General features: G+C 59.8%; 14 protein-coding genes. 4 read left to right on the top strand and 10 right to left on the bottom strand.

Annotated elements, in window-relative coordinates; genetic code table 11:
- Positions 1 to 57: 57 nt before the first annotated feature.
- Positions 58 to 1,059, bottom strand: a complete 1,002-nt coding sequence (locus tag ACR0JW_RS14790; RefSeq protein WP_170681217.1) for a sterol desaturase family protein — start codon at positions 1,057 to 1,059, stop codon at positions 58 to 60.
- Positions 1,060 to 1,167: 108 nt separating this feature from the next.
- Between ACR0JW_RS14790 and ACR0JW_RS14785 the strand changes: the two genes are divergently transcribed.
- On the top strand, positions 1,168 to 2,058 hold the full coding sequence (locus ACR0JW_RS14785) for a LysR family transcriptional regulator (protein WP_170681215.1): 891 nt from the start codon (positions 1,168 to 1,170) through the stop codon (positions 2,056 to 2,058).
- Here ACR0JW_RS14785 and ACR0JW_RS14780 read toward each other — a convergent pair.
- The 3 genes from ACR0JW_RS14780 to ACR0JW_RS14770 are packed head-to-tail and all read right to left on the bottom strand — an operon-like array spanning position 2,031 to position 4,476.
- Positions 2,031 to 3,110 carry a hypothetical protein gene (locus tag ACR0JW_RS14780; RefSeq protein ID WP_170681213.1) on the bottom strand — a complete coding sequence of 360 codons (1,080 nt, stop codon included), beginning with the start codon at positions 3,108 to 3,110 and terminating at the stop codon, positions 2,031 to 2,033. The two genes, ACR0JW_RS14785 and ACR0JW_RS14780, sit on opposite strands and share 28 nt — an antisense overlap.
- Positions 3,111 to 3,160: 50 nt before the next feature.
- Positions 3,161 to 3,907, bottom strand: a complete 747-nt coding sequence (locus tag ACR0JW_RS14775; protein ID WP_170681211.1) for a hypothetical protein — start codon at positions 3,905 to 3,907, stop codon at positions 3,161 to 3,163.
- Positions 3,904 to 4,476, bottom strand: coding sequence for an RNA polymerase sigma factor (locus tag ACR0JW_RS14770; RefSeq protein ID WP_480714123.1), 573 nt, complete (start codon positions 4,474 to 4,476; stop codon positions 3,904 to 3,906). Before ACR0JW_RS14770 ends, ACR0JW_RS14775 begins: the two co-directional genes overlap by 4 nt.
- A gap of 48 nt (positions 4,477 to 4,524) precedes the next feature.
- On the opposite strand from ACR0JW_RS14770, the gene ACR0JW_RS14765 reads away from it, so the two are divergent.
- The 3 genes from ACR0JW_RS14765 (at position 4,525) to ACR0JW_RS14755 (ending at position 8,943) form a co-directional block, all read left to right on the top strand.
- Positions 4,525 to 5,463, top strand: coding sequence for a c-type cytochrome (locus ACR0JW_RS14765; RefSeq protein WP_170681209.1), 939 nt, complete (start codon positions 4,525 to 4,527; stop codon positions 5,461 to 5,463).
- 74 nt (positions 5,464 to 5,537) lie between these two features.
- On the top strand, positions 5,538 to 6,551 hold the full coding sequence (locus tag ACR0JW_RS14760) for an Ldh family oxidoreductase (RefSeq protein WP_480714122.1): 1,014 nt from the start codon (positions 5,538 to 5,540) through the stop codon (positions 6,549 to 6,551).
- Between the two features lie 85 nt (positions 6,552 to 6,636).
- Positions 6,637 to 8,943 carry a Tex family protein gene (locus ACR0JW_RS14755; RefSeq protein ID WP_170681205.1) on the top strand — a complete coding sequence of 769 codons (2,307 nt, stop codon included), beginning with the start codon at positions 6,637 to 6,639 and terminating at the stop codon, positions 8,941 to 8,943.
- 377 nt (positions 8,944 to 9,320) lie between these two features.
- Here the strand turns inward: ACR0JW_RS14755 and ACR0JW_RS14750 are convergent, their stop codons facing one another.
- Genes ACR0JW_RS14750 through ACR0JW_RS14725 form a run of 6 tightly spaced genes read right to left on the bottom strand, consistent with a single transcriptional unit; the run spans position 9,321 to position 14,637 of the window.
- Complete coding sequence (locus ACR0JW_RS14750; RefSeq protein WP_480714121.1) at positions 9,321 to 10,247, bottom strand: 3-hydroxyacyl-CoA dehydrogenase NAD-binding domain-containing protein; 927 nt, start codon at positions 10,245 to 10,247, stop codon at positions 9,321 to 9,323.
- Positions 10,247 to 10,987: an SDR family oxidoreductase gene (locus tag ACR0JW_RS14745; protein ID WP_170825030.1), complete on the bottom strand. Its 741-nt coding sequence runs from the start codon at positions 10,985 to 10,987 to the stop codon at positions 10,247 to 10,249. Before ACR0JW_RS14745 ends, ACR0JW_RS14750 begins: the two co-directional genes overlap by 1 nt.
- Entirely contained in the window at positions 10,987 to 11,178 is a 192-nt protein-coding gene (locus tag ACR0JW_RS14740; protein WP_170681199.1) for a hypothetical protein, read from the bottom strand. Before ACR0JW_RS14740 ends, ACR0JW_RS14745 begins: the two co-directional genes overlap by 1 nt.
- A complete protein-coding gene (locus ACR0JW_RS14735; protein ID WP_170681197.1) occupies positions 11,175 to 11,969 on the bottom strand; it encodes an SDR family oxidoreductase in 795 nt (264 codons plus the stop codon). Before ACR0JW_RS14735 ends, ACR0JW_RS14740 begins: the two co-directional genes overlap by 4 nt.
- Positions 11,966 to 13,501, bottom strand: a complete 1,536-nt coding sequence (betC, locus tag ACR0JW_RS14730; protein WP_480714120.1) for a choline-sulfatase — start codon at positions 13,499 to 13,501, stop codon at positions 11,966 to 11,968. Before betC ends, ACR0JW_RS14735 begins: the two co-directional genes overlap by 4 nt.
- Positions 13,498 to 14,637: a ring-hydroxylating oxygenase subunit alpha gene (locus ACR0JW_RS14725; RefSeq protein ID WP_170681194.1), complete on the bottom strand. Its 1,140-nt coding sequence runs from the start codon at positions 14,635 to 14,637 to the stop codon at positions 13,498 to 13,500. Before ACR0JW_RS14725 ends, betC begins: the two co-directional genes overlap by 4 nt.
- Positions 14,638 to 14,699 lie beyond the last annotated feature (62 nt).

Below are 14,699 nucleotides of genomic sequence, written 5' to 3'. Positions count from 1 at the left end.
TTTCAGATAGCAGTTGCCGGGCCCAATAAGACCCGGCAATACCCGTTTTCGGTTGGCTTACTCGGCTGCCCAGATCTTACGGCGGCGTTCCTTGACCATCTCGTTGCCCTCGTCGGTTCCATCATGGAAAGTATTGAACCACTCATCCCACGGCGTTTCCCAGGTGCCGTAATTGCAGTCAAAGAACCTATGGTGCAGCTGATGAAAAAAGTCGCCGACCAGGAATTTACCCTTGTTGCCGAACTTCACGTGCTCGAACCCGGCATGAGAGGTCGGCGCGCCAATCCCGTGGTGAAACAGCAGAAAGATGGCGTGGATCGGGTGAGACGGCAGCAGGAAGAAAATCATCGTGTCGAACATCAGAAAGAAGCTTTCAACCGGATGCATCGCCAGACCTGACCATGGACCGGTATTGATGTTGCGGTGATGCCAGGCGTGCACCTTGGTATAAAGCGGGCCGACATGCAGCAGCCGGTGCAGCCAGTAGAAATGGAAACCTGCCCAGATCGGAATGAACACAACCATGGCAATGAACCAGATCGGATTGCCATCAAGGGAAATCATCGTCACCCACCCATTGGCGTAGGCATACAGAATGAAGCATTCCCAGAACGTCCAGAATGTCAGCGCCGGACCCAGGGTCCAGAACATGTTGTCCCAGACCTGGTTTTTGAAGGTAAAGACCTTGGCGCCTTTCATCATCGGGCGCATGTCATATCGGTATTCGTCCTGCTGGGTGCGGAATTTCCACAAGGCCAAATGCAAGCCGCCCGCAACCACCATAAGGATGCAGAAATTGCGGAACCAGATCTCGGCCACCCAACCCCAGCTCAGCGTTTCGATCCGGGCCAGAGCCGGGGTCAGATAGGTCCACGTGATGATCGCGAAGACCAAAAGCAACGCGCGCAGCGCCAAGGGGTTCCAGCTTTGCAGCAGGTATCGCAAGGTGGCCAGAGGCTTCATCGGCCAGTCCCAATAGGGCGAGGTCTGAATAGGCAATTGCGGGGTATAGTTCCAGATCTTGCGCTTTGGGCGCGGCTGGGGGGGTGAATCCGACATGATGTGGCTCGTCTGTTCAATTTGCTGATCGCCAGCTTAGGATCTGTAAGGGAAAGCTCAGAACTTATTGTCTTGCCGGTCAGCCTAAGTTTTGCTTAGCCTGATTTCATGGCAACCCGAATTCCCTCGCTGAACTGGCTGCGCGTTTTCGAAGCAGCAGCACGTACCGAAAGCTTTTCCCGCGCGGCCGCACAGCTGAACATGTCCGCCGCCGCCGTCAGCCAGCAGGTCAAGGCGCTGGAAACCCGCCTTGGTACACCACTGTTTCACCGCCACGCCCACGCAGTGACACTGACCGAGGCCGGCCGCGCCTATCTGCCATCGGTTCAGCAATCGCTGCTGATGTTGGAAACGGCCACGACGGGGCTGTTCGGGGAGACACGGGAGCAACGCCTTTATGTTCAATCCGTTCTGCTGTTTGCACATGGGGTTCTTGCCGGTGGTCTGCCCGCCTTTCAGGCGGAGCAACCTCGCATCAACCTGTCACTGTCCACAGGCAACATGATCTCGGATTTCGCAAACCAGTTTTCTGATCTGCAAATCGTGTTCGGCAATCCGGCCCTCTTGAACACCGAATGGGACGAGTTGCTGAAAGAGCGCCTTTTCCCGATCGCTCCGCCAGAGACAGCCGCGCAGATCAGATCGCCCCAGGACCTGTTCAAGTTCACCTTGATCGAGGTCTCAACACACCGCGCAAGCTGGCCGCACCTGTTCGAGGCCTTGCGCCTGCCCGCCGGTCAAGCCCGCTATTTCTTCGCCGACAATTCCCTGATGGCGGCCGAGTTGTCGGCCAGTGGCGGCGGCATTGCGCTGGCCCGCGCGCCCGCATCTGACAGGATAATGCAACTGTCGGGACTTGTCCCCTGCCTGCCCGGCATCAGTGTTCCGGGACAGGAAGCCTATCATTTGATCTATCCATCGCGCACCGCGTTGCGTCCTCCGGCTCGTGTGTTTCGCGATTGGCTGCTGGACTATAGTGCAGCCGTCCAGACGCGGTAACGTCCTTGCCCCGTGACCTCCCGGATCAGGCCGCGACGCGTGAAACGGTCGAGGTTTCTCTGAACTGCCGCACGCGAGGCTTGGGTCAGTTCCTCCGCCAAGGGTGCCGATATCATGGGCCAGGCCGTCAACGCGTCAAGCAATAGCGGAGGCGTCCGGCCGCTCAGATCCTGCGTGGCGTCGCGCGCGCGCTGTTCCCACGCGCTCACACGATCCAGATGCAGCAGTGCGGCCAGAACCGCCTGCCCTGCTCCGCTCAGCCATGCCTCCAGTTTTTCTCTCGGTTCGCCAGTCCCGCGCAACGCGCCCGGGCCGGACAGCGCAAGTGGAAGAAACAGTGCCCCGCCCCGCCCCATCTTCGCGGCAAGGCGCGCGGCTATGATTGCCGCCTCGGTGTCCTGTCCGATGCCCTGCGCCAGACTGCGCCACGCGTGAAACCCAACTGCTGCCTGCGTTATCGGGTGCAAACTGTCCGTGTTGCGCATGACGTCAGCCAGATCGGCCACTGCTTCGGGTACTTCTTCGACCCCCTGACCCATTCGGTCCAGAAAAGCTGTCAATCCGGACTCCCACCCGCCTTCTGACGGGTCGGCACCTGTCGTCAGGCGACGCACGGCCCAGCCCGCGCGAAACAGGGCCTGAATGTCATCGCCGGTCGAGCCCAGCCGCAAACCGGTCCACAGCGCCAGACGATCGGCGCTGATCCGGTCCCCTGTCCACCAACCCAGGTCAGACACTTCCATCAAGGCCAGACGATGGCCCCATCCTTTGGGCCCCGCCCGCAGACGCTCGTCCAACGCGCCGAAGGTGACCGCGACATCGGCCAGTTCATTGGACAACTCCGACTGCCCTGCATACCAGTCGCGTGGATCGAACAGCAGGCGTTCCTGCATCCGCGTCCCGGGCGGCAGATAGTCCGGAAGCGCTTCATCTTCGTCCGGGGGCAGGAACCAAAGGTCTTCGTCCTCGGACGGGTCCGCGTCATAGATACTTTGCGGGCCGAGCGGATCGGCCTCATCATCCGGGTCAGGCAGGACGGTTCGGGGCTTCATGCCCGCTATTCTTCGGGCAAATTCGCGGCTTCACAAGGCTATTTCGCGGCTCAGCCAGCAAACAGCGCAGTCAAACTGTCCAACTGCCCACCAAGGTCGGTTTGCGCGTCGCTGCCCAGCAACATGTAACCATAGCCACCCTGCGCCCATGTGGCCGTGGCCAACCCGCTGAGAACCGCCTGTTTTACGTCCTTGTTCGGGGCCGCCGGTCCCTGCCGTATGACACAAAAGGCCAAAGGCTGCCCCTGCGCATCCGCGAATACAATCTGGATCAGAGGTTTGCCTTTGAACGACAGGACCTGCGCCCGCTTCAGATCAAGGCCCGGCAGCGCCTCGAGCGCATCACGGTTCAACGATCGTCCAAGCTGTTCCTCGGCCTGAGCGAATTGCACATCCAGCGCGGCAGAGGAGTTGTCCAGCGTTGCAATCGTATCCGGCACATAAAGCGACTGATAGATCGCGGCCTGTTCCGCCCAGCCCATCTCGACCGGGCGCGTTGCCCAGAACGTCGCCGACACCGCAATGACAGCAACCGAAGCCGCAACCGCAAGCAGACGCCATGAGCCAGCGACCGACCTTGCAGCCGTTGATGCGTAGGTATCCGGCAAATCGACGTGCGGCGTTTGGGCAGGCATCGCCTCGAACACCTGCTTCACCACCGGTGCAAACGGGTCCAGCGCCATCAGACGTTGTTCCAATGCAGGGTCATCCGCAACCGCTTCTTCGATCGCGCGGGCCTCACCCTCGTCCAGGGTGCCTTCCAGATACGCCACTAGCGTCTCGTCGGAAAACTTCATTTGCCACTCCGTCGAACGACATCCGCTGCGTCTTGCTGCATCACGTTTTTCAGTTTCTGCCGGGCGTTGGAAAGCCGGCTCATGATTGTCCCTATCGGCACCTCCAACAACGCGGCGGCCTCGCGGTAGCTATAGCCTTCGACAAACACAAGCATTACCGTCTCGCGCTGCGCTTCTGGCAGTTGCATCACCTGTGTAAACACTTCAGTGGCGAAAATATTCGTCTCAGAATCGTTTCCAGGTGCAATTAAATCCGCCTCGGGCGTGACCGACAGCGCCTGGGCCTTGCGAACCGATCGCGCGCGCACCTCGTTCAGCCAGATCGAGCGACAGATCGTCATCAGCCAGCTGTCCAGCCGATCATGCGATGTCACCTGATGGTGACGCTCCAGCGCACGCAGGCATGTGGACTGCAAAAGATCGTCTGCAACGTCCGACGCGCCCGACAATGCCAGACCAAACCGCCAGACACGTTTCGAATGTATCTGGATCGCGCCACGCACGGCCTGTTCAGAACTGATCTCACCACTCATCGAATAATTTGCGACCTGTGTGTGTTTGTTTTTCACGGACCGGGCCCGCGGGGTCAGGATTGACACAGACTCAGGAGGAAAGAAATGAAACTTCTGCTTACAGCAGTCACGATTGCGTCGGCAATTGTTGCAGGCCCGGCGCTGGCGGACAGCTGGACACTGGCCCCGGAAGGCTCGCACCTGGCATATGGCTCGATCAAGAAAGACACCGTGGGCGAGGTCAACAGCTTTACCCGTCTCAGCGGTCACGTCAGCCCGGATGGCAAGGCGGACATTAAGATCGACCTGTCTTCAGTCGAAACGAATATCGACATTCGAAATGAACGGATGATCGAATACGTGTTTCGCAAAGCCGGAATCGCAACGCTGACGGCCCAGTTCGATATGGATGAGGTCTCGGGGCTTGGCGTTGGCGAAACCACCACCATCGATGCCGAGGCCATCTTGTCGCTGGCAGGCACGGACGTCGCGTTCGATGCCGAAATGTTCGTGGCGCGCCTGTCCGAAACTTCGGTCATGGTCTCAACCAACGATATGGTTTTCCTCAGCACGGAAGATGCAGGCGTCAACGCCGGGATCGATACGCTGATGGAACTGGCGGACCTGCCGGGCATTACCCGAACCGTGCCGATCACCGCGCGACTGATCTTCAACAAGGACGACAAAAAGGTCGAGGCAGGGCCCTCGGCCCCGGTCACCCTCGCCGCCATCGAGGGCGATATCAAGGCGGGCAAAAAGGTCTATCGCAAATGCAAGGCCTGTCACCAGTTGCAAGAGGGCCGCCACGGTGTCGGCCCCTCGCTGCACGGGATCATCGGCGCGACAGCGGGTCGGAGCGACGGTTTCAAATACTCCGGCCCCTTGCAGACCTCTGAAATTGTCTGGACGGCAGACGCGCTCAGCGCGTTTCTGTCCGATCCGAAAAACACCGTTCCCGGCAACCGGATGCAGTTTCCCGGCCTGAAGAACCGGACCGACATCACCAATCTCATCGCCTATCTGCAATCTGAATCGCAGGGCTGAACCGAAATCCCGCTTTTCAATCGCTGGGTTGCCACGCTATCCCTTGTGCTGAATTACCGGCACAGGGGACAGGCATGAGCGATATGGTCAAACTAAATCTGGACGAAATCCGGCAGCTAAGCTTGAGCGTACTCATAAAATCCGGGTTTGGATCGGCCCACGCAGCGGCCATCGCAGACATGCTGACCACTTGCCAGATCGATGATTGCCAGTCGCACGGGCTGTTTCGCCTGTTCATGTGTACCGAGACGATGCAGGCGGGCAAGATCGATGGCCATGCCGCGCCGGTTTTGACCACATCGAAAAACGCGATCGTTCGCGTGGATGCCCAGGGCGGCATGTCGCTGCTGGCGTTTCAGCAGGCCTTGCCGGTTCTGATTGAAAAGACCCGGACCCACGGTATCGCCGCGATGGCGATCAATCGATGCTTTCACTTCTCTGCGCTCTGGCCCGAAGTCGAACGCCTGTCATCGGCCGGGCTTGCCGCGATGGCGATGGTGCCCAGCCATTCATGGGTCGCCCCGGCAGGCGGAACACGCGGCAGTCTGGGCACCAACCCGCTGGCCTTCAGCTGGCCCCGGTCAGGAAAAGATCCGTTCACCTTCGATTTCGCCACCAGCGCCTTTGCCCGCGGTGAAATCGAACTCTATAGAAGGGCAGGAAAACCGCTGCCCGAGGGCGTTGCCATCGACAAAAACGGCAATCCGACCACCGATCCTCAGGCGGCCATGGACGGTGCCATGCTGACCTTCGGCAGCTACAAGGGGTCGGCCTTGTCGATCATGATCGAATTGCTGGCCGGTCCCCTGATCGACGACCTGACCAGTCTGGAAAGCATGGCGTTTGCCGAAGGCGCGGGCGGTGCGCCCTATCACGGCGAGATCATTCTGGCATTTGACCCCGATCAATTCAGCGGCGGCAAAACGCAGGAGAACGACGCAAGGGCCGAACGGCTTTTTGCCGACATTCTGGATCAGGGCGCGCGGTTGCCGTCGCAGCGGCGATTTGCGGCCCGCGCCCGCAATACTGCACGCGGGTATGTCGAAATCTCCAAAAACCTGTACGACGATTTGCAGGCTTTGTTGTAACTGTAGAGGCGGGTCGTTTTCACCTCTTCCCCTCTTGGGCGGCGCTGGATAAGAAGTCCTTCCAACCGTAGTTCAGGAGGCCTCATTGGACCGCATCGCCCGCACTATCGCTACCGAGATCAACGCGCGTCCCGAACAGGTGGGCGCAGCGGTCAAGCTGCTGGACGAAGGGGCCACCGTGCCTTTTGTCGCCCGTTACCGGAAAGAGGCGACGGGCGGGCTGGATGATACGCAGTTGCGGGTTCTGTCGGACCGCCTGACCTATCTGCGCGAACTGGATACCCGCCGCGACAGCATCCTGAACTCGATCAAGGATCAGGGAAAGCTGACCGAAGACCTGGCCAAATCCATCGCGCAAGCCGACACCAAAGCGCAGCTGGAAGACATCTATCTGCCGTATAAACCCAAACGTCGGACCAAGGCGATGATCGCCCGCGAAAACGGGCTGGAGCCGCTGGCCGATGCCATTCTGGCCGACCGTTCTGCCGACCCCGAAGCCCTGGCCCAAGGTTTTGTGAGCGATGCGGTACCTACAACCAGGGACGCGCTGAACGGTGCCCGCGACATCATCGCTGAACGCCTGACCGAAAATGCTTCGCTGCTGGGTGAACTGCGCAGCTTCATGCAACGCGAGGCAGTGCTGAGCGCAAAGGTGATTGAAGGCAAGCAGCAGGAAGGCGCGAAATTCAGCGATTACTTCGACCATTCCGAGCTGTGGTCCAAAGTGCCCTCGCATCGCGCGCTGGCAATGCTACGCGCCTCGAAAGAGGGGATCGTGACGCTGGACATCGCGCCCGAACCCGAAACCGGCGCAACACGGGCCGAAGCGATTGTGGCCGCACATCTGCAGACACGCAGCGATGGGCCGGCAGATAAATGGCTTCGCAAGGTGGCGGGATGGACCTGGCGGGTGAAACTGTCACTGTCGATGATGGTCGAACTGATGGCGGACCTGCGCGGCCGGGCGCAGGAAGAGGCCATTCAGGTGTTCTCCCGCAACCTCAAGGACCTTCTGTTCGCGGCGCCTGCCGGCGCACGCGCAACGCTGGGTCTGGACCCCGGAATTCGTACCGGCGTTAAGGCGGCTGTGGTGGATGCAACCGGGAAAGTGGTAGCCACGGATACCTTGTATCCGTTCCAGCCCAAAAACGATCTGCGCGGGGCGCAGGCTGCAATCCTGAACCTGATCTCGGCCCACAAGATCGAACTGATTGCGATCGGCAACGGCACTGCCAGCCGCGAGACCGAGCGATTGGTAGCTGACACGCTGAACCTTTTGCCGAAGACGGTGAAGGCCCCGACAAAGGTTGTGGTCTCGGAAGCCGGTGCCTCGGTCTATTCGGCATCGGAACTGGCCGCGCGGGAGTTTCCCGACCTCGATGTGTCACTACGCGGCGCGGTGTCGATCGCCCGGCGACTGCAGGACCCCTTGGCCGAATTGGTCAAGATCGAGCCGAAATCGATCGGTGTCGGGCAGTACCAGCACGACGTCGACCAGTACCGCCTTTCCCAATCGCTTGATTCCGTGATCGAGGATGTGGTGAACGCCGTGGGCGTCGACCTGAACACGGCCTCGGCCCCGTTGCTGTCGCATGTTTCCGGTCTGGGGCCTGGGCTGGCCGAAGCGATTGTGATGCACCGCGACCTGCATGGCGCGTTTCAGTCTCGCAAAGAGCTGCTGGATGTCGCCCGCCTTGGTCCGCGGGCCTTCGAACAATGTGCGGGCTTCCTGCGTATCCGCGACGGGGCCGACCCGCTGGACGCGTCCTCGGTCCACCCCGAGGCCTATGACGTCGCGCGCCGCGTCGTGGCCGCATGTGGACGTGACATTCGGCAAATCATGGGACATGACGGCGCCCTGAAAGGTCTGCGGGCCGAGCAATTCGTCGACGACCGCTTTGGCCTGCCGACGGTACGGGACATTTTTTCCGAGCTGGAAAAGCCCGGACGCGACCCGCGCCCAAGCTTTGTGACCGCCTCATTCACCGACGGGGTGGAAGACATCACTGATCTCAAACCCGGCATGATGCTGGAAGGGACCGTCACCAACGTTGCGGCCTTTGGGGCATTCGTCGATATCGGCGTTCATCAGGATGGGCTGGTGCATGTCAGCCAGCTGGCCGACCGGTTTGTCAAAGACCCGCACGAGATCGTCAAGACCGGTCAGGTCGTCAGGGTTCGTGTGGTGGAGGTCGACGTACCCCGCAAAAGGATCGGTCTGACCATGCGCAAGGACGGAGGCGCCTCTGCGCGTCAGGACCAAACCTCGCGCGGCGCGGGAAAGGCCAGCGGTCAACCAAAACACCGCAACACGCAGCGACCGGGCTCAGGCGGAAACGCGCAGAACGGCGCACTGGGTGACGCTCTGCGCTCTGCGCTCAAAAACCGTTAAACGTCGCTGGCCAGCGTTTCGTGACAAGCTGGTCGCACTGCCATTTCGTGGGCGGGACTTGCCGTTGGTTCTGGGTCGAGTCCTGGCACTCAAATTTGATTTTTTCGAAAATTAATGTCACGCAGAATGACGTTCGGTTTCGGAAACAGTTTCGGGTGCCAACAGACAGATCGACCAGATATACGCGCGGGTATGATGGTCCAATCTACCAACAGGCCAGCGCAATTAATTGTTTAACGAAGGTTTGTTATGAGGTTTCCTGTGACTTCTGCGCTTTCTGCTGGCCAGTTGTAAAACCGTTGGATTTAACTCGACACGGCCCCGCACCTTCACCGGTTCGGCGGTCAAATGACATCGGCGCGAAACGACCCGGTTCCTCAACGCATCCCCACAATTGACTTTTGCATTGCCACAATCAAAGCATCGCGTTTTTGCGACAACTCGCCCGGTGTCATGCCCCTTGCTTCGGCCTGAACGCCCTCGGTCAATTGTTGAGCGACCTGATCGGACAGATGGATCTGACCCAGATCGTCCCACCAGCCGTTGAACGTATCGGCGAAGTGATCGCAAAACGCCTTCAGCCCACCTTCACCCGCCCCAAGGTTGAACAGCATGGTCGGCCCCATAGCCGCCCACCTGAGCCCGGGACCGGCCCAGACGGCCTTGTCGACATCCTCGACCGAAGCCACTCCCGAGACAACCAGACTAACGGCCTCGCGCCAAATGGCCGCCTGCAAACGGTTGGCCACGTGACCGGGCACTTCCTTGCGCAAACGGATCGTTGTTTTTCCAACGCTTTCGTAGAATCCCTGCGCAGTCTCGACCACCCCGGAGGCCGTTTTTTCGTTTCCCAACACTTCGACCAAGGGGATCAGGTGCGGCGGATTGAACGGATGGCCCAGCACAAAGCGCGAGGGATCCTTCCAGCCGGGCTGCATCTGGCTCAGAGTCAGGCCGGACGCCGAACTGGCGACAATTGCACCGGGGGCCAGGGCGGGCTCGATCACGGAAAAGGTTTCATGCTTGACCGGCAGCCGTTCAGGTACGTTTTCCTGCACGAAACCCGCGCCCTCGACCGCGCTGGCCGCGTTTGTATGGAAGGTGATCGCGTCGGGCGTGCCATCTTGGGTCAATCCAAGCTCGGTCATTGTGGGCCACGCCGTTTCGATGTAGTCGCGCACCTTACGCTCAACATCGGAGGCCGGGTCGAACATCGCGACCGAACGGCCGGATGCCAGAAACAAGGCCGCCCAACTGGCGCCGATCACCCCGCCGCCAAGGCAGGCCGTGTGTTTGAACTCCATCAGAACAATCCCGGATTGAGAGGGGATGCGGCGGTCATGCCGCCATCCACGGTAAACAACTGGCCTGTGGCGAAACTCGCTTCGTCCGAGGCAAGCCAGACCGCCATGCTAGCGATGTCTTCGGGCTTGCCGAAACGGCGCATCGCATGTCGGGCAAGCGCATCCTGCCGCGCGGCCTCGGGGTTTGATGCAAGGTCGAAACCTGCATCCAACATGCCCGTTTCGATCCAGCCCGGGCAGATTGCGTTACAGCGTATTCGGGGACCATGATCCACGGCAATCGACCGGGTCAGCCCATGCACAAAGGCCTTGGACGCATTGTAAAGCGCCATCGAAGGATCCGCGACCTGCCCCGAGATCGAGCCGATGTTGATGATCGACCCGCCTTGGGGCATTCGGGGGATATATGCGCGACACATATTGAACACGCCCCGGCAATTTGTCCCGATCACGGTATCCCAGTCAGCGTCGGTGCTGTCAGCCACCGTTCTTTCGACCTGAACGCCGGCATTGTTGACCAGAATATCCATCCCGTCCGTCGCAATGGCCAATTCCTCGACGGCAGCGGCGTCCGTGACGTCCAGCGGGTACCAAGTGACACTGTCTGGCAGCCCTTCGGGCTTCGGGCCACGCCCGCAGGTCGAAACCGTCGCATCCTCGCGCAGAAAGGCCTCGACAATCCCGCGCCCGATGCCTTGGCGGCCACCGGTCACAAGTGCTCTTTTTCCAGCCAGCCGCATCAGTTCGCCACCATTGCCTTGCCACGCGGACGTGTTCCGACAGGCCCTAACATCGCGCTGCGCACGATCTCGGCGCCGTCCCGGTTGATTTCCAGTTTAGCCGATGGAGCGGTCCGGATGATTGCCCCACATCGCGATTTCCAAGCACCAAAGAACGGGTTTCTCGTTTCGTATCCCAACGCTTCACTCATAGTTTCATCTGCTGGACCTGCGCGCTCAGCCCTCCGTCAAGAACCCAAAGCTGGCCGCTGGCATAGCGCGCCTCGTCCGATGCCAGCCAGTTGACCAGGTTGGCGATGTCGTCCGGCGTGCCATAGGTGCGCATCGGATGCACATCGCGGACCGCCTTCTGCAATTGGTCGATGGTTTTGCCGCCGCCACCCGAACCGTCGCCGGTAAAAAAGCTTTGCAGCATGGGTGTGTCGACATAGCCCGGGCAGATTGCGTTGACCCGAATACCTTCGGGCCCGTGGTCGCAGGCCATTGCCCTGGTCAGGGCGTGAACCGCGCCCTTTGTTGCGCAATAAGCCGCCAGTCCCGGGTCGGCGATGAAGCCGTCGTAGCTGCCAAAATTGATGATCGATGCCGTCGTCCCGGCGGCAGTGACTTTTCGCATCAGGGGCAGGGCATGTTTTGACGTCAGGAAGGTGCCGGTCACGTTGACGGCAAAGGACAGGTTCCATTCCTCCAGAGTGGTCTGTTCGATGGTCTTTTCGATCTCGATCCCAGCCGCGTTGACCAGAATGTCCAACTGGCCAGCGTTTTCGGCGACCAGCGCCATAGCCGCAACAGCATCCTCCTCCTGTGTGACGTCGAGTTTGACGAAAGCGCTGCCGTCGCCGTCATGGGTGGCCAACGATCCCTCGGGCGTCAGGTCAGCCGCATAGACCCGTGCACCTTCTCGCAGAAAACGGGCGACGATGGCGCGCCCGATGCCGCCTCGACCGCCTGTGACCAGCGCGGTTTTGCCCTTCAGCATCATTCTTGGTTCTCCTTCAAAGGTGAAAAGCGGTATCTGGCCGCGGCAACAGTCCAGTCCATGTGATTGCGCACATATTCCTGAGAAGCGTCGCGCGGCGGATTGTAATCCCAGGCCTCACCCGCCCCGGCTTCCATCGCGGCATGAAGCGCATGACGGGATTTTTGTGTTGCGATGATATCCGCACGCAGCTTTTCACTATCCCAGCGCTGGTCGGTTTCGGCGGCGAAGGCAGCAGAATGGGCGGAATAAGCCGGATCGTCCGCGACATTCACCGTTTCCAGTGAATCGACGGACAGGTCGTATAGTTGCGGTGGGTCGGGGTCACAATGGATGTATTTCAGCGGCCCGCGCCGAATCATGAAGACCGGATAAGGGGTCATCTCTGCACAATACTCACCGATCGCTTCGTCGATGAGATCTGCTTCGCCGCGGGCCAGCGGCATGAGTGAACGACCATCCACCGGTTCGCCAAACATCTCCTCTTGCCCCCCAGCGATTTCAACGAAAGTCGGCAGCAGGTCCAGCAGCGAACAGGCGTTGAGTGCTGTCCCTTGCGCAACACCCGGCCCGGCCATAATCAGTGGGACGCGGGCAGAATGCTCGAAGAAGTTCATCTTGTACCACAACCCCCGCTCGCCCAGCATATCCCCGTGATCGGCGGTCACGACGACGATAGTGTTGTCCAGTTCGCGTATATCTTCCAGCGCCTTCGCAATCGCCCCGACCTTGCTGTCGAAATAGCTGACATTGGCCAGATAGGCGCGGCGGGCGCGGCGCACCTCCTCATCCGTCAGAGAGACACAGCTCGCCTCGATTCCGTCCATCACCCTGCGCGAGAACGGGTCCTGTTCCTCGGGCGTCAGGGAGGTGTCCGGCATCGGAACATCCGCATCCGTATACAGGTTCCACCATTCAGGCTTGGCAACGTAGGGGTCATGCGGGTGGATGAAGCTGGCGACCAGGCAGAACGGCGCTTTGTCCCCGGCCGCCCGATCGCGGCCCCGGTCAATCAGCCAGCGGCGGGCTGCGAACTCGACCTCATCATCGTAATCGGTCTGGAACGTCGCGATGGCTTCGCCGCTTTCCTTGACCGTTTGCATATTGTGATACCACTTGTCGATCCGCTCGTCTGGGGCTTCCCAATCTGGTGTCCAGGCGAAATCGGCAGGGTAGATGTCGGTTGTAATGCGGTCCTGAAATCCGTGTTTCTGATCCGGTCCGACAAAATGCATCTTGCCTGACAGGCAGGTTCGGTATCCCAGCGCCTTAAGGTAATGTGCAAACGTCGGGACCGAAGCGCGAAACTCACTGGCATTGTCATAGGCCGCAATCCGGCTGATCAACTGCCCAGACATGAAGGCAAAGCGGGACGGCGCACACAGAGGAGAGTTGCAGTAAGCCGCATCAAACCGCATACCGCGTGCCGCCAGCGCATCGATGTTCGGTGTCCTGACCGTAGGGTGGCCGTAAGCCCGGCAGAAATGCGGGGCAAGTTGATCGGCCATGACCACAACGATGTTGGGCCGTGTCACGGCGCGGCCCTTGCGTAAGCGTCCAGAACCAGCCCATGGAAGTGATGCACCGCATGTTCGGACTTGCCCGAGCCGCTCGGGTCATGAACGATACGCCCTTGCGTGAAGGCAGGCGTACCCATCCCACGCTGAACGCTTTCGACGATATCGATGTCTTCGCGCTGCAGAACCTCGTCGAGATAGCGGATCGCCTCCTGCTCTGCCTCGTCCGGTTCCGGAGTTTCGAGGAAGAAGTCATAGGTCTCAAGCGTGCGGTCAGGTCCCACGGGGATAATGTTCAGCACGATCATCGATGACCGGCCCGGGTAACGCATCAGGCAGGTGGTGGGCCACAACCACCAGACGGCATGAGTACGCACAGACGCATTCGACACGTCATAGGCAGAGTTTGCGCCTTTGCCTGCATCGGCCATATGACTGGAATAGATGCCATAGGTTGTAACCTTATAGGTGTCCATATCCACCAGATCGCAAAAATCCTTATGCGCGGTCGGGCAGTGATAACACTCAAGGAAATTGTCGACGACGTTCTTCCAGTTCGACTTGATGTCATAGGTCAGGCGATGGCCAAAAGTCAGCTGTTCAATTTCCGGGGCCCAATGGCGAATTTCCGTTTCAAGGTTGCCCGACACTTCGCGCAGGGGGCGCGCTTGGGGGTCCAGGTTGACATAAACGAAACCTGCAAATTCTTCGACTTGCACTTGATCAAGGCAAATGTCCCGGGTGCTGAACCCGGTCAGGTTTTCCGTTTCGGGCGCGCGCACCAATTGGCCGTTCAGCTTGTAAACCCAGGCGTGGTAGGGGCACATAATGCGGGTCGTTTCCCCCTCACCCGACAGCAGGTGATGCGCGCGGTGCTTGCAGACGTTGTAGAATGCCCGCAATTCCCCCTCGCGGTCGCGCACGATGGCAATGGGCCGACCGGCAATTTCAACCGTCACATAAGATCCTGGCGCGCGCAGCTTCTCGACGTGACAAACCCATTGCCATGTCTTGGCAAGGATTTCATTCAAATCCACCTGATGCCAAACCGGATCAACATAGGCCTCGGCCTTCAACGAGCTTGTGTTGAATGGATCTGGGCTGAATCCATCGGAAATATGCTCGAATTGTTCTCGGGTTGGCAGCTCGTTCATTAGTGACTCCAAGATTTCGGACCCGCGCGGTCCGGGGGGCTGGCTTGCGATGCGTATGATCC

The sequence above is a fragment of the Ruegeria sp. BG6 genome (assembly GCF_056538465.1).
This window is presented reverse-complemented; position numbering and strand designations above follow the sequence as displayed.